The sequence below is a fragment of the Actinomycetospora sp. CA-101289 genome, from assembly GCF_050955895.1.
Lineage (GTDB): Bacteria > Actinomycetota > Actinomycetes > Mycobacteriales > Pseudonocardiaceae > Actinomycetospora.
The window spans coordinates 1,933,249-1,955,236 of the sequence record NZ_CP192093.1; the positions used below are offsets into that span (position 1 = coordinate 1,933,249).

Here is a 21,988-nt window from a genome sequence, read left to right on the forward strand (position 1 = left end):
CCCATGGGCTTCGAGGCCGAGAACATCCGCGACTGGCAGGGCAAGGCCGTCGTCGACCCCGCCGGCGGCAAGATCGGCGACATGGAGGCGGTCTACGTCGACACCCAGTCCGACCAGCCGGCGTTCGCCACCGTCGTCGTCGGCATGATCGGGCGCCGGCGCCTGGCGTTCGTGCCGCTGGCCGGCGCCACCGTGTCGCCCGACCACGTGCGGGTCACCGTGGGCAAGGACCTGGCCAAGCACGCCCCGTCGATCGACACCGACGGGGAGCTCGCCGCCGAGGACGAGCCCGCGGTGTTCGAGCACTACGGGCTCGCCGCCGCCACCACCGGCGGCGCGCGCCGGCTCGCCCGCCGCTGAACGACGACGATCAGACGATCGCCACCGGGTCCAGCATCGAGCCGGTCGCACCCTGGATCTTGAGCGGGAGCGCCACGAAGAGGAACTCGTGGACCCCGTCGCGGGCGAGCTCCTCGAGGTAGATCGACTCGAAGAGGTAGATCGCGTTCTCGATCAGCAGGAGCGTGTGGACGGGCTGCGGGTTGGCCGGGTCCCCGAGGTCGGGGGCGGGCTGGACCTCGAAGGTCTCGGTGTCGCTGCCCGCGGCGACGACGCCGCGGTCGAGCATCCAGCGGGCCGACGAGATGTCGGGCCCAGCGGTGGCGTGGCGCGCCATCGCCTCGGTGTCGGGCCAGGACCCGAGGTAGCCGGTGCGGACGAGCACGACGTCGCCCGCGCGGACCTCCACCCCCTGGTGCTCGGCGACCGCCGCCAGCTCTATGGCGTCGACGGGCGAGGAGCGGGGCAGCGCGTCCACCCCGCGGTACGCCGGGACGTCGAGCAGGACGCCGCGGGTGATGAACGGCGGCAGCTTCGCGGCGTCGCCGTGGCGCGGGCCGCGGTCGCCGAGGTGCTCGCGGGCGGTGGCGCCGCCGTACCAGTGGTCGTCCTCGCCGATCGTCATGTGGGCGAGGGCGTCGACGTGGGCGCCGCTGTGCGAGGTGGCGCTGACGAGCTCGGCCATGTAGCCGAGCCCCACGTCGTTGCACGGCCCCCACGGCTGCGCCCCGTCGGCGCGCAGCCCGTCCGGGGTGCGGGCCATGTTCACCTGGAACGGCGGGTGGGACCCGAACAGCGGCATGCCCGGGAAGCGCGGGACCGAGAGCGAGTACACCTGGCCGCGCGAGGGCAGGGCCAGCGCGGCGAGGACGTCCTCGGGGCTGCGGAACGCGGCCGGCCCGCGTTCCGGGTCGGCCACGCTCACCGCCGGTGTTCCCGGGCGTCGGCGATCATGTTCACCACGCGCTCGGGCGTCATGGGCAGCTCGTCCACCCACACCCCGAGGGGGCGCAGCGCGTCGTCGACGGCGCTGGCGATCGCCGTCGGGGCCACCAGCCGGCCGCCCTCGCCGGCGCCCTTCACGCCGTAGGTGGTGAACGGCGAGGGCGTCTCCAGGTGCTCGAGCACGATCTCGGGGACCTCGTGCATGCTCGGCAGCAGGTACTCCCGCAGCGTCGGGGTCTGCAGGGTCCCGTCCTCGGCGCCGTAGCTGTACTCCTCCATCAGCGCCGCGCCGATGCCCTGCACGATGCCGCCGACGACCTGCCCCTCGACCAGGGCCGGGTTCATGACGGTGCCGCAGTCGTTGACGACGTAGTAGGCGCGCAGCTTCACCTCGCCGGTCTCCGGGTCGACCTCGACGATCGGGATGTGGCAGGCGTGGGAGACCATCGGGTAGAAGGCGCCCAGGTCGCTGCGGTCGGCCGTCGGGGGCGTGAAGTACGGGTGGTCGTAGGTGTGCACCGCGACGAGCCCGCTGCTCTCGGCCTCGCTCGTGCCGTCGTTGAACAGGTGGGCCCGCATCCCGACCTCGGCCATGGTCATCGACGTGCCCGGCACGCCCTTCGCGCGGAAGACGCCGTCGACGCACTCGACGTCCTCGGGGTCCATCTCCATGGCGCTCGCCGCGACCCGGATCATCTTGTCCTTGACGGTCCGCGCGGCCCCGCGGGTCGCGCCCGAGAGCATGATCGTGACGCGGCTGCCGCCCGGTCCGGCCGAGATCGCGCCGCTCGTGGAGTCGGCGTAGGTGACCATGACCTCGGACGGGTCGATGCCGAACTCCTCGGCGACGACCTGGCCCACGACGGTCTCGGGGCTGTTGCCCCACAGCGGGCAGCCGATGGTGGCGCGGACGCCGCCCATCGCGTCGACGTCGATCTTGCAGCTCTCCGGGGTGCTGGTCGCCGGCAGCGGCGCCTCGTCGCCGTAGAGGAACCACCACTCCGAGGCGTTGTAGCCCGAGCGCTCCTGGCAGGTCGCGAGGCCGATGCCCAGGTAGCGGCCCTCGGCGCGCAGCCGCTCCTGCTCGGCGCGCCAGTCGTCGAGCCCGGCGATCGCCAGCGCCCGGTCGAGGACGGCCTCGTAGTCGCCGCTGTCGTAGACGTTGCCCGTCGGGATCTTGTACGGGAACTGGTCGGGCTGGATGAAGTTGCGCCGGCGGAGCTCGACGCGGTCGATGCCCATCTCCAGGGCGGCCTTGTCGACCAGGCGCTCCAGGATGAAGTTGCCCGGGTCGGCGCCCGCGCCGCGGAAGAAGCCCTGCTGGACCTTGTTGGTCAGCACGCACGAGACGTCGTAGCGCACGCTGCCGATCCGGTACGGGCCGACGGGCTGGGCCACCGCGTTGCCGTGCTGGCCGTGGGCGAACTGGAAGTAGGCGCCGTAGTCGTCGATGATCCGCAGCACCAGGCCGAGCATCTCGCCGTCCTCGGCCAGCGCCAGCTCGGCGTCGTAGATCCGGTCGCAACCGACGTTGTCGTTCGCGGCGACGTTGTCGGCGCGGTCCTCGAGGTACTGCACGGGCCGCCCGCAGGCCTTGCTGAGCGCCCCGGTGATCGAGATGACCTTGGTGATGAGGTGCTTGCTGCCGAAGCTGCCGCCCACCGCGCACGGGATCATCCGCAGCCGGTTCGTCGACACCCGCAGGATCCCGGCGAACGCCCAGGGCAGGAAGTTGATGAAGTTGCTGTTGGAGTACACCGTCATCGACTGGCCGAACGGGTCCCAGGACGCCACCGCCCCGGCCGTCTCGATGGGGTGCGCGCCCATCCGGTGCCAGCGCGCGCTCGACCGGACGATCGTGTGCGCGCGGGCCAGGTCGGCGTCCACCTCGCCCCAGTCCAGGCTGCGGTGGAAGACGACGTTCGAGTCCAGCGTCTCGTGCACCCGCGTTGCCGACGGGTCCATCGCCGCGACCGGGTCGACCAGCGCGGGGAGCAGCTCGTACTCCACGCGGATGCGGGCGCAGGCGTCCTCGGCGGTGTAGCGGTCGGTGGCCGCGACGGCGGCGACGGCCTCGCCCGGGTACCGCACGCGCTCGACGGCGATCGCGCGCTGCTCCACCGGCTCGGCACAGAACGCCGGCATCGGGTCGACGTGCTCGGCGGCCGTCGCGCCCGTCAGCACCACGACCACGCCGGGCAGCGCCTCGGCCTCGGAGGTGTCGATCGAGACGATGCGGGCGTGGGCGTGCGGGCTGCGCAGGACCGCGCCGTGCAGCATCCCGGGCAGGACGACGTCACCGACGAAGCCGGCGCGCCCGGTGAGCAGCTTCGGGTCCTCCTTGCGGGGCACGCTCTGCCCGACCCAGCGGCGGGTCTCGGTGACAGGCCGTTCGACGGTGCTCATGCGCGGACCCCGCTCTGCTCGCTGCTGGTCTGCTCGGCCATCAGCCGTCCGGCGGCGCTCACCGACCGCACGATGTTCTGGTAGCCGGTGCAGCGGCACAGGTTGCCGCCCATCGACTCCTCGACGTCCTCGCGCCCGGGATGGGGGACGCGTTCGAGCAGCTCACAGGCGGCCATGAGCATCCCGGGGGTGCAGAAGCCGCACTGCAGGCCGTGCTCCTGGGTGAACGCCCGCTGGATCGGGTGCAGGGTGCCGTCGGCCCCGGCCAGCGACTCCACGGTGCGCACGGACGAGCCGTCGAGCTGCGCCGCGAACACCAGGCAGGACCGGGTGGCGACGTCGTCGACGATCACGGTGCACGCGCCGCAGACGCCCTGCTCGCACCCGAGGTGCGTGCCCGCGAGGGCCAGCTCGTTGCGCAGCAGGTCGGCCAGCAGGGTGCGGGGCTCCACGAGGAGGTCGTGGCGGGCGCCGTTCACGGTGATCCGGACGCGGACCTTGTCAGGCATCGGTCGTCTCCTTCGGCGAGGTCGCACGGGCGAACGCGGTGCGCAGGGCGCGGGCGGTCAGCACGCGCGCGAGGTGTCGGCGGAAGTCGGCCGACCCGTGGCAGCTGGGGATCGGGTCGAGGCCGTCGGCGGCGCCCGCCGCGGCCTCGCTGAACGCGGCGGGGTCGTCGGCCCCGAGGACCGCGGTCTCGACGGCGGGCACGCGCACGGGGCGGTCGTCGGCGCCGCAGAGCGCGACCCGCACGTGCGCGATCCGCCCGTCGTCACCGAGGCCGACGACGGCGGCTGCGCCGCAGACCGGCAGGTCACCGGTGCGGCGGGTGAGCTCGACGAAGGCGCTCGCGGTCCGGCCGGCCGCGGCGGGCACGTCGATCGCCACCACCATCTCGTCGGGGGCGAGCGACGTGCGGAACGGTCCGGTGAAGAAGTCGGCCGCGGCGACGGTGCGCTCGGCGGCGCGGCTGCGGACCTTGACGAGGCCGTCGAGCGCGAGCAGGGCAGTCGGCAGCTCGGCGGACGGGTCGGCGAAGGCGACGCTGCCCACGACCGTGCCGCGGGCGCGCACCGGGGCGTGGGCGACCTGCGCGCCGGCCTCGGCCAGCAGCGGGGCGTGCGCGGCGACCTCGCGGGAGAGCTCGCTGGTGCGCTGGCGGACCGTGGCGCCCAGTCGCAGCGTGGACGAACCGTTCTCGCCGTAGAGGCCGAGCGTGTCGAGCCCCGGCACCCGGTTGATGTCGACCAGCACGGCCGGGCTGACCTGCCGGGCGTTCATCATCCGCACGAGGCTCTGCCCGCCCGCCAGCACCCGCGCGTCGTCGCCGTGCTCGCCGAGGAGGTCGAGTGCCTCGTCGAGATCCCGCGGTGCCGTGTACTCGAACGGCGCAGGCTTCATGGGCACCTCCGGGTGCTGGCGTGCTCGACCGACGCCCGGCGGGCGGGTCGCGAGGAGGAGGCCGGCGGGTGGTGGTGCGGTGCCGGCCGAGCGGCTGCGAGGTGTTACTCAGGTCACAACGAGGCCGACTCTCGCTGGTCGGACCGGACTTAAGCAACGTTAAGTCGGGCAATCCGACCCATGGCGTCCGGATGGCCCTCCCCGCTGCGACGTGCCGGCTTAACGTTGCTTAACGGTCGAGGAGGGGCCGACGCTGAGGCGGCCCCAGCGCCTCGAGGTCGAAGGCGGTCGCCGTGCCCGCACCGCGGAAAGTGATCATCACCTGTGCCGTGACCGGCGCGATCCACACGCCGTCGATGTCGAAGTACCTGCCGGTCACGCCCGCGGAGATCGCGGAGGCCGCTCTCGGTGCCGCGGAGGCGGGGGCGGCGGTCGTCCACCTGCACGCCCGCGACCCGCGCGACGGCCGCCCGTCCCAGGACCCGGCCCACTTCGTGCCGATCCTCGACGAGCTCAAGCGCCACACCGACGCCGTGGTCAACCTGACCACCGGCGGCTCCCCGCACATGACGGTGGAGGAGCGGATGCGGCCGGCGCGGGAGTTCGCGCCCGAGCTCGCCTCGCTGAACATGGGGTCGATGAACCTCGGCCTCTACCCGATGCTGGGCCGGTTCACCGAGTTCGAGCACGCGTGGGAGCGCGAGCACCTGGAGAAGAGCCGGGACCTCGTCTTCAAGAACACCTTCGCCGACATCGAGACCGTGCTCGAGATCGGGCGGGCGGGCGGCACCCGTTTCGAGTTCGAGTGCTACGACACCTCGCACCTCTACAACCTCGCGCACTTCCGGGACCGGGGGCTGACGGAGGGCCCGCTGTTCGTCCAGACCGTGATGGGGCTGCTCGGCGGGATCGGGCCGCACCCCGAGGACCTCATGCACCTGCGCCGGACCGCGAACCGCCTGTTCGGCGAGAGCCACGAATGGTCGGTCCTGGGCGCCGGCCGCCACCAGATGCCGCTGGCCTCGATCGGCGCCGCGGCGGGCTCGCACGTCCGCGTCGGCCTCGAGGACTCGCTGTGGATCGGGCCGGGCCGGCTCGCCGAGAGCAACGCCCAGCAGGTGACGCGCGTGTGCGACATCCTCGACGCCCTCGGCCTCGAGATCGCCACCCCCGACGAGGCGCGGGCCGTCCTCGGGCTCAAGGGTCGTGACGCGGTCGGCTTCTGACGGCAGGCTGCACGGGGTGACCGGTGACGCGCGGCCCCGCCAGGGCATCCGCGCGCTGCGCGTGTCCGCCGCCGACGTCGCCCGCCGCGCGGGGGTGTCGGCGGCGACCGTCTCCTACGCGCTCAACGGGAAGCCCGGCGTCTCGGCGGAGATGCGGGCCCGCGTGCTCGCGACGGCCGCGGAGCTCGGGCACCCCCTCGACCGCTACGAGCGGTCGGCCGAGCCGGAGCCCTCCCGGGTGCTCGGGCTGGTGCTGACCGACATCAGCAACCCGTTCTACTCGGAGTTCTCGGCCGGGACGATCGACATCGCCCGCGCCCAGGGCTACGAGGTCTTCGTCGCCCACTCCCAGGAGAGCTCGCCGACGCTGGACACCGTGGTCCGGACGATGATCGCCCGCCGGGTGGACGGGATGGTCCTGACCTCGCTGCACACCGACGACGGCGACGCCATCCGCGTGCTGCGGCGCGCCGAGATGCCGTTCGTGCAGGTCAGCCGCCGCATCCCGGGGCTGCGGGCCGACTTCATCGGCGTGGACGAGACGGCGCTGTCCTCCGACATCCTGCGCCACCTGCTCGGCCACGGGTACACCGATCTCGCCATCGTCACCGGGTCGCAGAGCTCGTCATCGTCGGCCGAACGGGCCCGCACGTTCGTCGCCACCGCCGCCGAGCTCGGGGTCCCGCTGCCCGCCCACCGGCGGTTCACCGCGTTCCTCAACGCCGAGGGCGGACGGCGGGTCGCGCAGCACCTCGTCGACGCGGGTGATGTCCCGCGCGCGATCGCCTGCGGGTCCGACGCCATCGCCTCCGGGGTCATCGGGACACTGCGCGAGCACGACCTGCGGGTGCCCGAGGACGTCGCCGTCACCGGCATCGACGGCGTCTTCCCCGGCGCCTCGATGCTGGCCGAGCTGACGACCGTCACGCTGGGCCGGCGCGTCATGGCCCAGACCGCGGTGGAGCAGCTCATCCGCCGCGTCGACGGGCGCGGCGGCCCGGTCATGGACGAGACCGTGCCCCACACGCTGCGCATCGGGACGAGCTGCGGCTGCCCGCGCTCGGTCATGGCCGGGCCGCGCAGACCTGGACCGCGCGCACCATGAGCGCCACCTGGAGCTCGAACAGGCCCTCCTGACGGCGGGGGTCGGTGCCGGCGAGCTCGGCGACGCGGCGCAGGCGGTAGCTGATCGTGTGCGGGTGCACGTGCAGCGTGCGGGCGGTGTCGGCGGTGGAGCACCCGCTGCGCACCCAGACCCGCAGGGTCGCGACGAGGTCGGTGCCCCGGGCGCGGTCGTGCTCCTCGAGGGCGCCCAGCCGGTGGGCGGCCAGTCGGCGCAGCCCGTCGGGGGTGCCGGTCTCGAGCAGGAGCGCGGCGACGCCGAGGTCGTCGAGGTCGAGCACGCCGGTCGTCCCGGCCTCGGCGGCCAGCGCGTGGGCCGTGCGGACCACCCGCCAGGCCGGCGGATAGCCGTCGGTGGCGGTCACCGTCGGACCGATCACCACCGGACCGTGGACCCCGGCGAACGCCGCCGCGAGCCGCGCCCGATCGGCCTCCGGGACCAGGACGATCAGGGCGCCCTCGTGCTCGCCGACCAGGGGTGACCCGCCGAGCACGGGGGCGGTGCCGGTGGGGGCCAGCACGACGGTGTGCGGGCGGCGCAGGTCGTGGTGCAGGGCGTCGGAGCGGTCGAGCAGGCTGCGCTCGTCGCCGGTGCCGCTGACCAGCTCCACCGCCAGGTCGCGCGTGAGCCGCAGCTCGGTCTCGACGGCCTGACGGCGCCGGAGCATCTCCAGCGCGACGAGCAGCGAGAAGCGCTCGATCACCGGTCGCTCGGCCCAGCCGTCGGCCCGAGCCACCCAGAGACGCGCGGCGAGCACGCCGGCGACGGCGATCGGGGCCACCCAGGCCCACGCCGACCCGCCGAGCGGCGCCTGCACCATCGTCCGGTGACCGTCCGCGGCGGCCAGCGTCCGGCGCAGCGCCCGGGACCGCGCCACCGGGGGCACCCCGGCCATCTCCGGGCCCGCCCGGCCGAGGAGGGAGCCCTCGGGGGTCTCCAGGGTCACCGACGCGTCGAGCGCGGCGGCGAGGGCGTCGAGGACGCCGTCGAGCCCGGCGTCGTCGAGCAGCAGCCGCATCAGCTCGCGGTCCTGCTGCTCGGCCCGCTCCAGGCGCGCGATGGTGGCCTGCTCCGCGGCGCGCAGCTCCGCGGTGCGCAGGACCGTTCCCGCGTACTGGGCCATCAGCTCGGCGGCGGCGAGCTCGTCCGGCGCGAGGTCGCGCACGTGCCCGGTGTAGCCGACGAGCACGCCGGCCAGCTCCCGGCCGTCGAGTCCGCCCAGCGGCACGGCGAGCAGGGAGCGGATGCCCTCGGTCAGGGCGAGCTCGCGCCACGGCCAGGTGGCGTCGGTGGCGCCCACGTCGCGGAGCACGACGGTGCGTCGCTCGCGGACGGCCCGGGCCGCGGGCAGGTCGGACTCGCGCCCGCTGGGGTGCACCAGCAGCGGGGCCTGCTGCTCGAGGTCCCGGCGGTAGCGCTCGGTGAGGGCGTGACCGGCCGTCAGCACGAGACGCTCGCCGGTGTCGTCGAGCAGCATCACCGAGCACGAGTCGGTGCGCACGAGCGCGCAGGTGTGCCGGGCGATCCGGCTCAGCAGGGCCTCGCGGGGTTCGTCGGCGTTGAGCGCGCGCAGGATGTCCGCGGCCGCCGTCATCCACTCCGCGTGCGTCGCCGGCACCACCGACCCCCGTCCCCGTTGGTCAGGGAGCCATAGCGTAGCCGCGCCGTCCGGACGACTCTGTGTGCCAGGTCACTCGTCGACGGAGGGGGCGCCCTGGTGTACCGGGTCGGGATCGATGTCGGGGGGACCTTCACCGACTGCGTGGCGGTGGACGAGGTCACCGGCGCGGTGACGACGTGCAAGGTGCCGACCACCCCCCACGACCAGTCCGAGGGGTTCCTCGCCGGCATCGAGGTGCTCGGGATCCCGATGGCGGAGATCTCGCTGGTCCTGCACGGCTGCACGGTCGGGCTCAACGCCGTGCTCACGCGCACCGGCGCGACGATCGGGGTGATCACGACCGAGGGGTTCCGCGACGTCCTGGCGATGGGCCGGGGACAGCGCCCCAGCGGCGACCAGTTCAACCCGCGCTGGCAGCGGGCGTTCGGCGACGCCCGCGAGCCGTTCTGTCCGCGCTGGCTGCGCCGCACGGTGCCCGGGCGGATCGACCGCACCGGGCGCGAGGTCGTCCCGCTGGACGAGGAGGCGCTGGCCGACGAGGTCCGGTTCCTCGTCGGGCGCGGGGTCGAGGCGATCCTGGTCTGCTTCCTCAACGCCTACGCCGACGACAAGCACGAACGGCGCGCGGCGTCGATCGCCGCCGAGCTGGCCGAGGTGCCGGTCTGGACGTCGACCGGCGTCCACCCGTGCTTCAAGGAGTACCCGCGCTTCTCGACGGCCGTGGTCAACACCTACGTCGGGCCGCCGGTGCAGCGCTACCTCGACCGCGCCGAGCGCCGCCTCGCCGAGGCCGGCTACACCGGACCGCTCATGGTGATGCAGTCCAACGGCGGCGTGCTCCCGGTGGGCACCGCCCGCGAGCGTCCGGCGTACACGCTGCAGTCCGGGCCGACCGGGGGCGTCACGGGCGCCCAACGGGGCGGGCAGCACCTCGGGGCGCCGGACCTCATCACGCTCGACATCGGCGGGACGAGCGCGGACTGCGCGGTCGTGGTCGGCGGGGAACCCGTCGTGACCACCGAGCTCGAGATCGAGCACGACGTGATCATCGCGCTGCCGGCGATGGCCGTGCACTCGATCGGCGCGGGCGGCGGCTCGCTGGCCTGGGTCGACCGGCGCGGGGCGCTGCGGGTCGGCCCGCGCAGCGCGGGCGCGGTCCCCGGCCCGGCCTGCTACGGGCGCGGCGGCACCGAGCCCACGGTGACCGACGCGCTGGCCGTCCTGGGCATCCTCGACCCGGCGCGGTTCATGGGCGGGGCGTCGACCTTCGACACCGACGCGGCGCGCGTGGCGTTCGGGCCGATCGCGCAGGCCACGGACCTGAGCACCGAGTCCGCCGCCCGGGCCGTCCTGGACATCGCGACCGCCGCGATGGTCGAGGCGGCCCGCGAGGTGTCGGTCTACAACGGCATCGACCCGCGCCGGTTCGGGCTCTACGTCTACGGCTCGGCGGGCCCGGTCTTCGGCGCGCGGATCGGGCGGGCGCTGGGCAGCGAGTCGGTCGTCGTCCCCCCGCAGCCCGGGGAGCTCAGCGCCTACGGGCTCGCTCTCGCCGACCTGCGCATGGACGTCGGCGAGCCGGTCGTCCGGGCCCTGGGCGCGCTCGCGCCGGACGAGCTGGAGGCGGCCTACACGCGCCTGCGCGACGACGCGGCGCGGACGCTGGGCCGCACGCAGCGCAGCGGAGCTGCGGCGCCGGAGGCCGGATACAGCGAGCGGGACATCCGATACACCCGCTGGCTCGACGGCCGCTACCAGGGCCAGACCTGGGAGACCAACGGCGTCCCGGTGCCCGAGCGCCCCCTCGACGACGCCGCCATCGACGAGCTGCGCACCAACTTCGACGCCACCCACCGCCGCACCTGGGGCTACGCCGTCCCGCGCGCGGACGTGAAGGCGACGATGGCCCGGGTCACCGCGACCGTCGAGCTCGGGACGCCCGATCCGCCGTCGCCGGCGGTGGTCGACGGTGTCGCCGCGCCCCGGAGCGCGCGCGTGCACCTCGACGGTCGGTGGCAGGAGGTCCCGGTGCTGGCGCGCGACGGGCTCGCGGCGGGGGCGAGGGTGGAGGGCCCGGCGCTGGTCGTCCAGCCGACGGCGACGACGGTGCTCGAGGCGGGCGACGTGCTGACCGTCGACGGGACCGGTCACATGATCATCACCTGGGGGCGGGCATGAGCGACCAGGTCGCGCTCGAGATCATCCGCAGCGCCTTCTTCGCCACCGTGCGCCAGGCCGGCCGGATCATCCTGCGGTCGAGCTTCTCGCCGATCATCCGCGACGCGTTCGACTTCTGCGTGACGCTGATCGGCCCCGAGGACCTCGAGCGCGGTCTCGCGCACGACGTCGTCGCGATGAACGAGAGCCTCGCGCACTTCTCCGGCGTCATGCCGTTCATGGTGCGCAACCTGCTCTGGGAGTACGGCGTCGAGAACCTGCGCCCCGGCGACATGATCGCGATCAACAACCCGTTCAAGGGCGGCAACCACGTCTACGACAACGGGTTCTACAAGCCCGTCTTCGTCGGCGACCGGCTCATCGGCGGGGTGGCGGTCAAGGCGCACCTGATGGACATGGGCGGGGTCACCGCGGGCGGCTACTCGACGCGCAAGCGGTCGCTGTTCGAGGAGGGCGTCGTCATCGCGGGCGTGCCCGTCTACAAGGACGACCGTCCGTGGACGCCGGGCTTCAACCTGTACTTCGACAACTCCCGGCTGCCCGACAACATGATCGCCGACCTGCAGGCCATGCACAGTGCCTGCGCGTTCGCCGAGGAGCGCCTGCACGCCCTGGCGGAGACCCACGGCGTCGACACCGTGCACGACGCGATGGCCTACACGCTCGACTACGCCGACCGCTCGATGCGCGAGGGCCTGCGCGCGCTGCCCGACGGCGATTTCGTCGGCGAGGACGGCATCGACGCCGACGCGTTCCACGACACGCCCTACGTCGTGCGCACGACCGTCCGCAAGCGCGGCGACGAGGTCGAGGTCGACTTCTCGGGCTCGACGCGGGAGGCGGCGTCGTCGGTGAACTGCTCGGTGTTCGACGCCGCGAACGGCGTCTACACCGCCCTGAAGTTCCTCTGCGACCCGCACAACCCGAACAACGCCGGGGCGTTCCGGTGCATCACCGTGGTCGCGCCCGAGGGCACGTTCATCACCGCGCGGCCGCCGGCGGCGACGACGATGTACTTCGACGCGGCCGAGGCGGTGTTCAACGCCGTCACCAAGGCGATCATCTCCGGTGCTCCGCCGGGGTCCGGCTTCGGCGGGCACTACGGGTCGAACATGGGCCTGTTGATGACCGGCAGCACCGCGGCCCCGCCGTCCGGGCCCCGGCGCAACGCGGGCGACGGCGTCGCGGAACGCCTCGCCGCGGCGACCCAGTCGATCCCGGTCGTGCTGGAGGACCCCACCGGGTCGGGGCGCAAGCTGTTCGTCGCGCCGATGCTGGCGCTCGGGGGCTTCGGGGCGTCCGCGGAGGGCGACGGCGAGAACTTCGTGTCGATGAGCCAGCAGAACCTCATGGACATGTCGATCGAGTCGATCGAGGAGGACCACCCCATCGTCGTCCTGCGCAAGGAGTTCGTCGCCGACACCGCCGGGCCCGGCGCGCACCGCGGCGGTGTGGGCGTCGTGTACGACCGGATGCTCGTCGGTGAGGCCGACGTCTACCCGATGCTCCTGCACCTGCGGATCCTTCCCTGGGGTGCCGACGGCGGGGGTGCCGGGCGCCCCGGCGGGGCCTGGATCGGGGAGCCGGACGGGGGCTCCGACGCCGCACGCTGGCTGCGCTCGTCCGACGAGGACGTCCGCCCGCTGGGCGGGTACTTCGCCGACTCGGGGGCGGCCGCGGCGCCGTACGAGGGACGGTGGCACTCCGGGAACGCCGACATCGCCGCCACCCCGGGGACGCTCCTGCGCGTGCGCACGCCGGGGGCCGGGGGCTGGGGAGCGGCGTTCGCCCGGGACCCGGAGGCGGTCCTGCGCGATGTGCGCGACGGCTTCGTGACGCTCGAGGGTGCCCGCGTCGACTACGGCGTGGTGATCCTGGGCGACGTCGACGAGGGGCCCGACGAGCTGACCGTGGACCGCGAGGCGACGGAGGTGCTGCGGAGCGACGCCGCGCGACGCAGCTCGACGACGGAGGACGGCTCGTGACGATGCTGTTCGGCCGGCCCGAGGAGCCGGAGCTCGCCGTCACCCGGACCGACCTCGACGAGACGTGCCCGTCGTGCGGGAGCACGGCGGTGCAGGGCTACCCGCTGCTCGAGGTGACCGGCTGGTGCCTCGTCGCGCGCTGCGCCGACTGCCTGCACGTGCTGCGCCGCGAGCCCAGCCCGACCCCGTTCGGCTTCAGCTACGTGCCCTACAGCGTCCACCTCCGCTGACGAGATCGGCTAGCCCATCCCGGACGCGGCGAGCGGGTCGTAGCCCGGCGTGCGCAGGAGGTCCTGGAGCTGACGACGGCGCACGCCGATGTTGCTGCCCTCGATCACCGGGTAGGCGAGCGCCTCGTGGAGGTACTCGACGATCGGGAACGCCTCGTCGTACGCGGTCACCCCGACCAGCTTGACCAGGTCGTTGAGCACCTCCACGCCCGTCTCGGAGCCGAAGACCTTCGCGTGCAGCGCCAGCTCGGGCGCCGCGGGGTGCTGGGACATGACGGCGTCGAGCGCGCGCCAGGTCAGGAGGCGGACGGCCTCGATCTTCCCCTTGGCGTCGGCGAGGACGTCGGACACCGCCTGGTGGTCGATGATCGGGACGGCGCCGCCGCGGGTCTCGGTGGTCGCGAAGCGCAGGGCGATGTCGAAGGCCCCGCGCATCGCGGCGACGGCGAAGATGCCGATGGACGCGCCGCTGGGCAGGAAGGCGTTGCGGGTCAGGGCGACGCCCTGTCCTTCGCTGCCGAGGAGGTTCGCGCGCGGTACGCGCACGTCGTGCAGGCGGACCCGGGACGTCAGGCATCCGCGCAGGCCCGGCAGGTCGTAGTGCTCCTCGACCTCGACGTGCCCGGCCAGGTGCTCGCGCTCGGCCACGATCAGCGAGACGCCGCCCGGGGCCCGGCAGACGATGGTCATGAGGTCGGGGCCGTCGCCGTCCCAGCCCGAGAGGTGGGACGCCCAGGCCTTGCGGCCGTTGATGACGTAGTCGTCGCCGTCGGGCGTCGCGGTCGTGCGCGTTCCGGTGGGTGCGTCGAAGTTGGCGCTGCCCTCGGGCTCGCTGAAGGCCATCGCCGCCAGCGGCGCGCCGGAGTCGGCGAGGAACGGCGCGACGAAGCGCTGGACCTGCTCCGGCGTCCCGGCCTCGTAGACGGGCGCGAGCGCGATGAGCGGGCCGGCCAGGGAGATCGTGAGGTCGGGGCTGTGCACCGCCCACTCCTCGATGAAGATCGCCGCGTCGACGCCGCTGGACGCCGAGCCGCCGAACGGTGCCGGGACGAGGCCCTTGAGGAAGCCCAACCCGACCGCCTTCTCGATCACCGGGCGGGCCAGCATCGCCCGGGTCAGCGGGTCCGGCTCGGCGCGCACGGCGGCGGCGAGGCCGCGCAGGTGCTCCGCGGCGAAGCCGCGCGCCGCGGCCTTGAGCTGCTCTTGCTCGGGGCTCAGCAGGAACGACACGGCCATGGGGGACTCCTCGGGTGCGGGGTCTCCAGCCTGGGCCCGCGGGAGGTCGCCGTCTCGGCCGTGCGTGCAGCGGTGCCGTGCCGTTCGTGCACGGACCCTCAGGGGCGTGTCTCCCGCGGTGAGACGCCGAAGCGGCGGCGGAACGCGCGGCTGAAGGCCGTGGGGTCGTCGAAGCCGTGCGCGGCGGCGATCTCGAGCACGGTCGCCGCGGTGCCCGGATCCGCCAGCGCCGCCGCGGCCCGCTCGAGACGGAGGTTCCGCACCGTCGCGGCGAACGACGTGTCCGCGTCGGCGAACAGGTTGTGCAGCGTCCGCGGGGAGATCGCGAAGCGCCGGCAGACGCCCGCGACGGTGAGGTCGCGGTCGCCGAGGTGGCGCTCGACGTGGGCGAGGACGGCGGCGCGGGTGACGCCGGGGTGCGCGGTGTCGGTGCTCCTCCTCGTGGTGGTCGCGGCGACGGCGGTGGCGAAGGAGTCGACGAGCTCGGCGGCACCGGGGGTGGCGTCGTCGAGCGACCAGAGGGCGGGCATCAGGGCGCGCACCGCCGCGCCGGCCCCGATCGCGGGCACGGGCCGGCCGAGGTCCGGCCGCCGTCCGCGCAGGACGGCGTCGAGGGCGGCGTGCGGCACCCGGAAGGAGAGCATCTGCCAGGGCCGGTCGAGGTGGAAGAAGTAGGGCTCGGCCGTGTCGACGACGACGATCTCGCCGCGCCGGACGACGGTGGTGCGGTCCTCGACGGTGGTGATGCAGCGGCCCGCGAGCTGGAGGTTGACGAAGTAGTACGCACCGTCGGTCCGCGCCACCTCGCGCGGGCCGTGGTCGGTGCGCTGCGGGCGGGACCGCAGGCGGGCCCGGTTCATCCCCGCGAGGCGACGGGTCTCGACCTTCGCGGCGAAGCCCTCCTCGTCCAGCGTGCGGTGGGGCGTGAGCGGCACGAAGGCCTGGCAGATGACCTCGCGCCAGTAGCCGAACTGCTCCCGCTCGGGCAGCGCCGCGATGTCCCAGACGCCCACGACCCACCGTCCCTCGTGGCGACCCGCGCGGCGGCTCGATCCGGCGCCGCGGGCTCTCGGAGGACGGTACCCAGCGCCCGAGCCGTGGCGGAACCGTCAGGGGTCGGTTCTAGGATCGAACACATGAGCGAACTGGTGGCCGGCGAGCCGCGTTCCGTGCTGCGCGAGGCGCTCGGACACCTCAGTACCCAGCGGCACGACGACGGGTCGCTCGAGCTCGTCGGTGAGGTGCCGCCCGAGCTCTCCGACCCGCTCGTCCGCGCGCTCGAGCGCGTCGCCGACGAGCTGCGCGCGGACGACGAGGGCCGGGGGGTGCGGCCCCGCAGCGGCGGGCACCTGCACGCGGACGCGCTGATCGCCCTGCTGCTGCGGGTCACCGACCCCGATCAGCCCTGACGGGCCTTCCATCCGGGGTTCTTCTTGTTGATCACCAGCACCTGACCGTGCCGGCGGACGACGCTCGATCCCGGCTTCTGCTTGAGCGCCCTGAGCGATGTGCGGATCTTCATCCCGGCTCCTCCTCGTTGCTCGGTGTCACCCCGTGACGACGACTACCGCTCCTCGCGGAAGTCGACGTGGCGGCGCACCCGGGGGTCGTACTTGCTCAGCACGAGCCGGTCGGGGTCGTTGCGCCGGTTCTTGCGGGTCACGTAGGTCGTGCCGGTCCCGGCGGTCGAGCGCAGCTTCACGACCGGGCGGACGTCGATGCGGGCCACGGGTTCCTCTCGTCGACGCTCTTGGATGTCATTGTCGACAACGTCGGCGCCCGAGCGTCTATGCCGCGGCGCTCAGGGCCCCGTCGCCACCGGGGCCGGCACGCCGTCGAGCACCGCGAGCAGGCGCTCGCGCAGCCCCGCGCCCCGGGTGGCGAAGGCGCGCTGGGCCTCGACGTAGGCGGCCTTGCCCTCGGGCGTCTCGATCGCGACGGGGGCGTAGCCGAGATCGGCCAGGTCGTAGGGCGACGCGCGCATGTCGAGCTCGCGGATGTCGCGGGCGAGGACGAAGGCGTCGAGCAGCAGGGCGCCCGGCACGAGCGGGCCGAGCTTGTCCGCCCACTTGTAGAGGTCCATCCCGGCGTGCAGGCACCCGGGCTGCTCGAGCTCGACCTGCCGCTCGCGGGTGGGCCGCAGCGTGTTGCGCGGCGCCGCGGACGGGGTGAAGAAGCGGTACGCGTCGTAGTGCGAGCAGCGGATGCGGTGCGACTCGACCACCGCGTCGGTGCCCGCCGGGCCGAGGCGCAGCGGCACCGCGTGCCGGGTGTGGTCGTCGCGGTGGACCATCGCCCACTCGTGCAGGCCGAAGCAGCCGAGGTGCGGCGCGCGGGCGGCGGTGGCCCGCAGCAGGCCCGCGACGAAGTCGACGCTGCCCGCCCGCTCGCACAGCAACGCCTCGTGGTCGACGCGCACGCCCGCCCCGTCGGCGGTGTAGTGCCGCCACCCGGCGCGCTCGCCGGCGTCGGCGAGCACCACGCCCGCGCCCGGGTGCCAGCGGCGCAGCCGGGTGGGCCGGGTCGGGTAGTAGGTGTAGAGGAAGTCCTCGACGGGGTGGGCCTCGCCGCGCGCCCGGCGTGCCCGGTGCCCGGCGGTGAGCGCGTCGGCCCGCGCAGCGTGGGCGTCGGCCCGCGCCCGCCACTCCTGCTCCGCCAGCACCTCCATCGCCGACCCATGCTGCCACCGCGGCGGGCCGCATCGATCCAGTCGGGGTCCGGTGGGCTGTGACGCGGGTAACCCCCTGGGTCACCGTCCCAGGGAGGCCACCACGATGTCCGAGCAGCGCGACACCGACCCCGCGACCGTCGTCCCCGACGCCGCTCCGTTGCGCGGCGAGCCCGCGGAGCCGAACCAGCCGAACCCGGAGGACGTCCTGCCCATCGGCGGGGCGAGCGAGACCGAGCACCTCGTGCAGGACGACGAGGGCTGACCACCGGGGCTGACCACCGGGGCTGACCACCGAGGCTGACCACCGGGGCCGCGCGGCGCGCCGACGCGTCGCGGGTGGATCCTGACGACGTGAGCGAGACGACCGCCCCAACCGACACGACGTCCGCCGCCGACCGCGAGCGCCCGGCGCAGCCCGGCGATCGCGCGACCGGTCTGGGCTCGTGGCCCGGCACCGACCGCCAGGAGGCGGCGCGGACGGTCGTCGGCGAGCTCCCCGGCATGCCCTACGTGCCCGAGCTGCCCGCCCGCGGTCTCGGCGCGGACATCCTCGGGCGGGGGGCGGCGCTGCTCGTCGACATCGCGGTCGAGGAGTGGCCCTCGGGCTACCGCGTCGCCCGCCGCCCGGGCGGCGACCACCGGCGCGCGCAGGAGCTGCTGGCCCGCGACCTCGACGCCCTCGACGAGGCGCTGGGGGAGTCCGGCGCGACCCCGCCCGCCGTGAAGTGCCAGGTCGTGGGCCCGTGGACACTCACCGCGGGCGTCGAGCTGCGCTCGGGGCACCGGGTGCTCACCGACCGCGGCGCGGTGGCCGAGTTCGCCGAGAGCCTCGCCGAGGGCCTGCGCACCCACGTCGCCGAGCTCGCCCGGCGCACCGGGGCGCCGGTGGTCGTGCAGATCGACGAGCCCTCCCTGCCGGCCGTGCTCGCCGGCTCGCTGCGGACGCCGTCGGGCTACGGCACGGTCCGCACCGTCCCCGCGTCCGAGGCCCGCGCCCTGCTCGCCGACCTCGTCAGCGCCGCCCGGGGCGCCGGGGCCGTCGCGGTCGCGATCCACTGCTGCCACCCGACCCCGCCCCTGGCCCTGTTCGGCGCGGCCGGGGCGGACGCGGTCGCGGTGGACCTGGGCGCGCTGGGGGGCGCGGACGCCCCGGCCGATGTGCTCGACGCCCTCGGCGAGCTGTGGGAGTCCGGGGTCGAGCTGTGGCTGGGGATCGTTCCGTCGACCGAGCCGGCCACCCGCCCGGAGCTCCACGACCTCGCCCGTCCCGCGCTCGACCTCGCCGACCGCCTCGGCTTCGACCGCGCCCGCCTCGCCGACCGCGCCGTCGTCACCCCGGCCTGCGGGCTCGCGGGCGCCGGCCCGGCCTGGGCGCGCCGGGCGACGAGCACCACCGTCGAGCTCGCGCGCGCCTTCGCCGACCCACCCGCGAGCTGGGGACGCGGCGCGTCCTGATCCACTATTCAGGTGCGGATCGGACTGGTGGGCGGCGGGTTCGCCGCCCTGCGCGGAGCCCTGGCCACGGCGTTCGACGAGGCCGGGTGGTCCGGGGTGGAGATCGTCGACGTCCCGGTCGAGGTGCCCGCCGGGGGTCTCGACGGCGTCGACGTCCTGTGCCCGATGGGCAGCGCGATCTCCGGGGCGCTCATGGACGCCACGTCGCCGCGGATGATCCAGCAGTTCGGGGTCGGGCTGTCCGGGGTGGACGTCGCGGCGGCGGCCGAGCGCGGCATCCCGGTCGACAACGTCTCCGGCGCGGAGTCCGGCAACGCCGTCGCGGTGGCCGAGATCGCGCTGCTGCACCTGCTGGCGCTCCTGCGCCGGTTCGAGGCGGCCCGGGCGAACGTCGCGCGGCGCCTGGTCGGCGAGCCGATGGGCACGACGCTCGCGGGGCGCACGGTGGGCGTGCTGGGCGTGGGCGACATCGGCGCCGAGGTGATCGGGCGCCTGCGCGCGTTCGGCGCCGTCCCGGTCGGCATCGGCCGCCGGCCCCGCGCGGAGACGCCGCGGGCCGCCGCACTGCTCGACGACGCCCACTTCCACCACGCCGACGACCTGCCCGGCGCGCTCGCCCGCTGCGACGACCTCGTCGTGTGCTGCCCGCTGACCGAGCGGACGCGCGGGCTGGTCGGCGCCGCCGCGCTCGCTGCCCTCGGGCCCGCGGGGTACGTCGTCAACGTCGCCCGCGGCCCCGTCGTCGACCGCGACGCGCTGCTCGACGCGCTGCGCGCCGGGCGCGTGGCCGGAGCGGGCCTGGACGTCACGTGGGTCGAGCCGATCGACCCCGACGACGAGCTGCTGGCGCAGCACGTGGTGGTCACCCCGCACGTCGGCGGCATCACCGACAGCTCCTACGCGGGCATCGCGGCGGGGTTCGTGGCGTCGGTCGGGAGGCACCTGGGCCGGGTGAGTTGAGGGTTCGCTGTCGGGGGGCCGGGCTAATCTCGGCGCCGTGACCAGCGAGACCGCACCGATCGCGACGGGTGATGTGCCCGCGGAGGCCGCGCAGCGGCACCGCGAGCTGTCCGAGGTCGTGGCGGACCACCAGTTCCGCTACTACGTGCTCGACGCCCCGATCGTCACCGACGGCGAGTTCGACGAGCTGTTCGGCGAGCTGCAGGGCCTCGAGGAGCGCCACCCGTCGCTCGTCACGCCCGCGTCGCCCACGCAGCGGGTCGGGGGCGGGTTCTCCACCGACTTCGTCGCGGTCGACCACCTCGAGCGCATGCTCTCGCTCGACAACGCCTTCGAGCCCGAGGAGCTGCGCGAGTGGGTGCTGCGCGTGCAGCGCGAGCTCGACTATCCCTCCGAGGAGCTGCGCTACCTCTGCGAGCTCAAGATCGACGGGCTGGCGGTGAACCTGCTCTACGAGAACGGCCACCTCACGCGCGCGCTGACCCGCGGCGACGGCCGCACCGGTGAGGACGTCACGCTCAACATGCGCACGCTCGAGGGCGTGCCCACCGAGCTGACGGGCACCGAGGAGTTCCCGGTGCCCGAGCTGATGGAGGTCCGCGGCGAGGTCTTCTTCCGCCTCGCCGACTTCGACGAGCTCAACGCCGGGCTCGTGGCCGCCGGCAAGCAGCCCTTCGCCAACCCGCGCAACTCCGCGGCCGGTTCGCTGCGGCAGAAGGACCCGCGCGTCACCGCCTCGCGCAAGCTCCGGCTGATCTGCCACGGTCTCGGCAAGCGACGGGGCTTCACCCCGGCCCGGCAGTCCGAGGCGTACGCCGCGCTGCAGGCGTGGGGTCTGCCGGTCTCCACGCACACGGTGGTGCGCCACGGCGTCGACGAGGTCATCGCGCACACGCAGTACTGGGGCGAGCACCGGCACGACGTCGAGCACGACATCGACGGCGTGGTGGTCAAGGTCGACGACGTCGCGCTCCAGCGCCGGCTCGGCTCCACCTCGCGCGCCCCGCGGTGGGCGATCGCCTACAAGTACCCGCCCGAGGAGGCCACCACGACGCTGCGCAACATCAGCGTCAACGTCGGCCGCACGGGCCGGGTCACCCCGTTCGCGGAGATGGACCCGGTGCTGGTCGCGGGCTCCACGGTGTCGCTCGCGACGCTGCACAACGCGGGCGAGGTCGAGCGCAAGGGCGTGCTCATCGGCGACCGGGTGATCATCCGCAAGGCGGGCGACGTCATCCCCGAGGTGCTCGGGCCCGTCGTCGAGGCGCGCACGGGCGACGAGCGCGCGTTCGTCATGCCCACCCACTGTCCCGAGTGCGGCACCGAGCTGCGCCAGATGCGCGAGGGCGACAAGGATCTGCGCTGCCCCAACGCCCGCTCCTGCCCCGCGCAGCTGCGCGAGCGCCTGTTCCACGTCGCCGGCCGCGGCGCCTTCGACATCGAGGTCCTGGGCTACGAGGCGGCCACCGCGCTGCTCGACGCCGGCGTGGTGCACGACGAGGGCGACGTCTTCGCGCTCACCGAGGACGACCTGATCCGGGTCGACCTCTTCCGCACCAAGGCGGGCAACGTCTCGGCCAACGGCCAGAAGCTGCTGGGCAACCTCGACACCGCGAAGCAGCGCCCGCTGTGGAAGGTGCTGGTCGGCCTGTCGATCCGCCACGTCGGGCCCACGGCGGCCCAGGCCCTGGCGCGCCACTTCCGGTCGATCGACGCCATCGACGCCGCGAGCGAGGAGGAGCTGGCCGCCGTCGACGGGGTCGGGCCCACCATCGCGCACGCGGTGCGCGAGTGGTTCTCCGTCGACTGGCACCGCGAGGTGGTGGAGAAGTGGCGCGCCGCGGGCGTGCAGCTGGTCGAGGAGGTCGACGAGTCGGTGCCCCGCACGCTCGAGGGGCTCTCGGTGGTGGTCACGGGGTCGCTGCCCACCCTGTCGCGCGACGAGGCCAAGGAGGCGATCCTCGCGCGCGGCGGGCGCGCGGCCGGGTCGGTGTCGAAGAAGACGGCGTTCCTCGTGGTCGGCGACGAGCCGGGCTCCAAGTACGACAAGGCCGTGGCGGCGGGCGTGCCCGTGCTCGACGAGGACGGTTTCCGGGTGCTCCTCGAGCAGGGTCCCGAGGCCGCCGCGGGCTCCGCGCTCGCCCCGCCCGAGCCGCCCGCTGCGGAGGACGCCTGAGAGCCCCGCCGACGCCGCGGCCCGAGGTCGGGCACA

Annotated in this window: 21 protein-coding genes; 11 read left to right on the top strand and 10 right to left on the bottom strand. The window is 74.4% G+C overall.

Annotated features, from left to right (window positions below; all coding sequences use genetic code 11):
- The first annotated feature begins 3 nt into the window (after nucleotides 1–3).
- Complete coding sequence (locus ACQPX6_RS09575; protein WP_433787074.1) at nucleotides 4–360, top strand: PRC-barrel domain-containing protein; 357 nt, start codon at nucleotides 4–6, stop codon at nucleotides 358–360.
- Between the two features lie 10 nt (nucleotides 361–370).
- Here the strand turns inward: ACQPX6_RS09575 and ACQPX6_RS09580 are convergent, their stop codons facing one another.
- Genes ACQPX6_RS09580 through ACQPX6_RS09595 form a run of 4 tightly spaced genes read right to left on the bottom strand, consistent with a single transcriptional unit; the run spans nucleotide 371 to nucleotide 5,091 of the window.
- Nucleotides 371–1,258 (bottom strand): cyclase family protein, encoded by an 888-nt coding sequence (locus ACQPX6_RS09580; RefSeq protein ID WP_433787075.1) that lies wholly within the window; start codon nucleotides 1,256–1,258, stop codon nucleotides 371–373.
- 2 nt (nucleotides 1,259–1,260) lie between these two features.
- Nucleotides 1,261–3,690 (bottom strand): xanthine dehydrogenase family protein molybdopterin-binding subunit, encoded by a 2,430-nt coding sequence (locus ACQPX6_RS09585; RefSeq protein WP_433787076.1) that lies wholly within the window; start codon nucleotides 3,688–3,690, stop codon nucleotides 1,261–1,263.
- Nucleotides 3,687–4,199, bottom strand: coding sequence for a (2Fe-2S)-binding protein (locus ACQPX6_RS09590; protein ID WP_433787077.1), 513 nt, complete (start codon nucleotides 4,197–4,199; stop codon nucleotides 3,687–3,689). Before ACQPX6_RS09590 ends, ACQPX6_RS09585 begins: the two co-directional genes overlap by 4 nt.
- Nucleotides 4,192–5,091 carry an FAD binding domain-containing protein gene (locus tag ACQPX6_RS09595; RefSeq protein WP_433787078.1) on the bottom strand — a complete coding sequence of 300 codons (900 nt, stop codon included), beginning with the start codon at nucleotides 5,089–5,091 and terminating at the stop codon, nucleotides 4,192–4,194. The genes ACQPX6_RS09590 and ACQPX6_RS09595 overlap by 8 nt, the downstream gene beginning before the upstream one ends.
- 311 nt (nucleotides 5,092–5,402) lie before the next feature.
- On the opposite strand from ACQPX6_RS09595, the gene ACQPX6_RS09600 reads away from it, so the two are divergent.
- Nucleotides 5,403–6,317 (top strand): 3-keto-5-aminohexanoate cleavage protein, encoded by a 915-nt coding sequence (locus ACQPX6_RS09600; RefSeq protein ID WP_433787079.1) that lies wholly within the window; start codon nucleotides 5,403–5,405, stop codon nucleotides 6,315–6,317.
- A gap of 16 nt (nucleotides 6,318–6,333) precedes the next feature.
- Nucleotides 6,334–7,422 (top strand): LacI family DNA-binding transcriptional regulator, encoded by a 1,089-nt coding sequence (locus tag ACQPX6_RS09605; protein ID WP_433787080.1) that lies wholly within the window; start codon nucleotides 6,334–6,336, stop codon nucleotides 7,420–7,422.
- On the opposite strand, the gene ACQPX6_RS09610 is transcribed toward ACQPX6_RS09605, so the two are convergent.
- A complete protein-coding gene (locus ACQPX6_RS09610; RefSeq protein WP_433787081.1) occupies nucleotides 7,382–9,034 on the bottom strand; it encodes a helix-turn-helix domain-containing protein in 1,653 nt (550 codons plus the stop codon). The genes ACQPX6_RS09605 and ACQPX6_RS09610 overlap by 41 nt on opposite strands.
- A 123-nt stretch (nucleotides 9,035–9,157) precedes the next feature.
- Between ACQPX6_RS09610 and ACQPX6_RS09615 the strand changes: the two genes are divergently transcribed.
- From ACQPX6_RS09615 to ACQPX6_RS09625, 3 genes are read left to right on the top strand one after another with little or no spacing between them, the layout of a single operon-like run.
- Nucleotides 9,158–11,239: a hydantoinase/oxoprolinase family protein gene (locus tag ACQPX6_RS09615; protein WP_433787082.1), complete on the top strand. Its 2,082-nt coding sequence runs from the start codon at nucleotides 9,158–9,160 to the stop codon at nucleotides 11,237–11,239.
- Nucleotides 11,236–13,224 (top strand): hydantoinase B/oxoprolinase family protein, encoded by a 1,989-nt coding sequence (locus ACQPX6_RS09620; RefSeq protein ID WP_433787083.1) that lies wholly within the window; start codon nucleotides 11,236–11,238, stop codon nucleotides 13,222–13,224. The genes ACQPX6_RS09615 and ACQPX6_RS09620 overlap by 4 nt, the downstream gene beginning before the upstream one ends.
- A complete protein-coding gene (locus ACQPX6_RS09625; protein ID WP_433787084.1) occupies nucleotides 13,221–13,454 on the top strand; it encodes a hypothetical protein in 234 nt (77 codons plus the stop codon). The genes ACQPX6_RS09620 and ACQPX6_RS09625 overlap by 4 nt, the downstream gene beginning before the upstream one ends.
- A 9-nt stretch (nucleotides 13,455–13,463) precedes the next feature.
- Here ACQPX6_RS09625 and ACQPX6_RS09630 read toward each other — a convergent pair whose 3' ends face one another.
- Both ACQPX6_RS09630 and ACQPX6_RS09635 read right to left on the bottom strand, forming a co-directional pair.
- Nucleotides 13,464–14,690, bottom strand: a complete 1,227-nt coding sequence (locus ACQPX6_RS09630) for an acyl-CoA dehydrogenase family protein (protein ID WP_433787085.1) — start codon at nucleotides 14,688–14,690, stop codon at nucleotides 13,464–13,466.
- Between the two features lie 98 nt (nucleotides 14,691–14,788).
- Nucleotides 14,789–15,703 (bottom strand): helix-turn-helix domain-containing protein, encoded by a 915-nt coding sequence (locus tag ACQPX6_RS09635; RefSeq protein ID WP_433787086.1) that lies wholly within the window; start codon nucleotides 15,701–15,703, stop codon nucleotides 14,789–14,791.
- Between the two features lie 123 nt (nucleotides 15,704–15,826).
- Between ACQPX6_RS09635 and ACQPX6_RS09640 the strand changes: the two genes are divergently transcribed.
- On the top strand, nucleotides 15,827–16,099 hold the full coding sequence (locus tag ACQPX6_RS09640; protein WP_433787087.1) for a hypothetical protein: 273 nt from the start codon (nucleotides 15,827–15,829) through the stop codon (nucleotides 16,097–16,099).
- On the opposite strand, the gene ACQPX6_RS09645 is transcribed toward ACQPX6_RS09640, so the two are convergent.
- From ACQPX6_RS09645 to ACQPX6_RS09655, 3 genes are all read right to left on the bottom strand, one after another.
- Nucleotides 16,090–16,212, bottom strand: coding sequence for a ribosomal protein bL36 (locus tag ACQPX6_RS09645; RefSeq protein ID WP_433787088.1), 123 nt, complete (start codon nucleotides 16,210–16,212; stop codon nucleotides 16,090–16,092). The two genes, ACQPX6_RS09640 and ACQPX6_RS09645, sit on opposite strands and share 10 nt — an antisense overlap.
- Before the next feature lie 42 nt (nucleotides 16,213–16,254).
- Nucleotides 16,255–16,419 carry a 50S ribosomal protein L33 gene (rpmG, locus tag ACQPX6_RS09650; RefSeq protein ID WP_433787089.1) on the bottom strand — a complete coding sequence of 55 codons (165 nt, stop codon included), beginning with the start codon at nucleotides 16,417–16,419 and terminating at the stop codon, nucleotides 16,255–16,257.
- Nucleotides 16,420–16,491: 72 nt separating this feature from the next.
- Nucleotides 16,492–17,358: a 3-methyladenine DNA glycosylase gene (locus tag ACQPX6_RS09655; protein WP_433787090.1), complete on the bottom strand. Its 867-nt coding sequence runs from the start codon at nucleotides 17,356–17,358 to the stop codon at nucleotides 16,492–16,494.
- A gap of 106 nt (nucleotides 17,359–17,464) precedes the next feature.
- On the opposite strand from ACQPX6_RS09655, the gene ACQPX6_RS09660 reads away from it, so the two are divergent.
- The 4 genes from ACQPX6_RS09660 (at nucleotide 17,465) to ligA (ending at nucleotide 21,952) form a co-directional block, all read left to right on the top strand.
- Nucleotides 17,465–17,623, top strand: a complete 159-nt coding sequence (locus ACQPX6_RS09660) for a hypothetical protein (protein ID WP_433787091.1) — start codon at nucleotides 17,465–17,467, stop codon at nucleotides 17,621–17,623.
- 89 nt (nucleotides 17,624–17,712) lie between these two features.
- Entirely contained in the window at nucleotides 17,713–18,816 is a 1,104-nt protein-coding gene (locus tag ACQPX6_RS09665) for a methionine synthase (RefSeq protein WP_433787092.1), read from the top strand.
- A 12-nt stretch (nucleotides 18,817–18,828) separates the two neighbouring features.
- The gene (locus ACQPX6_RS09670) at nucleotides 18,829–19,776 is read left to right on the top strand and encodes an NAD(P)-dependent oxidoreductase (RefSeq protein ID WP_433787093.1); all 948 of its coding nucleotides are present in this window, start codon (nucleotides 18,829–18,831) and stop codon (nucleotides 19,774–19,776) included.
- A 37-nt stretch (nucleotides 19,777–19,813) separates the two neighbouring features.
- Entirely contained in the window at nucleotides 19,814–21,952 is a 2,139-nt protein-coding gene (gene ligA / locus ACQPX6_RS09675) for an NAD-dependent DNA ligase LigA (RefSeq protein ID WP_433787094.1), read from the top strand.
- Nucleotides 21,953–21,988 lie beyond the last annotated feature (36 nt).

What these genes read in the sequence shown, in the direction of transcription:
- ACQPX6_RS09575 (WP_433787074.1), top strand. Translation starts at nt 4, where the DNA reads ATGGGCTTCGAGGCCGAGAACATCCGCGACTGGCAGGGCAAGGCCGTC.
- ACQPX6_RS09585 (WP_433787076.1), bottom strand. Translation starts at nt 3,690, where the DNA reads ATGAGCACCGTCGAACGGCCTGTCACCGAGACCCGCCGCTGGGTCGGG.
- ACQPX6_RS09590 (WP_433787077.1), bottom strand. Translation starts at nt 4,199, where the DNA reads ATGCCTGACAAGGTCCGCGTCCGGATCACCGTGAACGGCGCCCGCCAC.
- ACQPX6_RS09595 (WP_433787078.1), bottom strand. Translation starts at nt 5,091, where the DNA reads ATGAAGCCTGCGCCGTTCGAGTACACGGCACCGCGGGATCTCGACGAG.
- ACQPX6_RS09610 (WP_433787081.1), bottom strand. Translation starts at nt 9,034, where the DNA reads ATGACGGCGGCCGCGGACATCCTGCGCGCGCTCAACGCCGACGAACCC.
- ACQPX6_RS09620 (WP_433787083.1), top strand. Translation starts at nt 11,236, where the DNA reads ATGAGCGACCAGGTCGCGCTCGAGATCATCCGCAGCGCCTTCTTCGCC.
- ACQPX6_RS09630 (WP_433787085.1), bottom strand. Translation starts at nt 14,690, where the DNA reads ATGGCCGTGTCGTTCCTGCTGAGCCCCGAGCAAGAGCAGCTCAAGGCC.
- ACQPX6_RS09640 (WP_433787087.1), top strand. Translation starts at nt 15,827, where the DNA reads ATGAGCGAACTGGTGGCCGGCGAGCCGCGTTCCGTGCTGCGCGAGGCG.
- ACQPX6_RS09645 (WP_433787088.1), bottom strand. Translation starts at nt 16,212, where the DNA reads ATGAAGATCCGCACATCGCTCAGGGCGCTCAAGCAGAAGCCGGGATCG.
- ACQPX6_RS09655 (WP_433787090.1), bottom strand. Translation starts at nt 17,358, where the DNA reads ATGGAGGTGCTGGCGGAGCAGGAGTGGCGGGCGCGGGCCGACGCCCAC.
- ACQPX6_RS09660 (WP_433787091.1), top strand. Translation starts at nt 17,465, where the DNA reads ATGTCCGAGCAGCGCGACACCGACCCCGCGACCGTCGTCCCCGACGCC.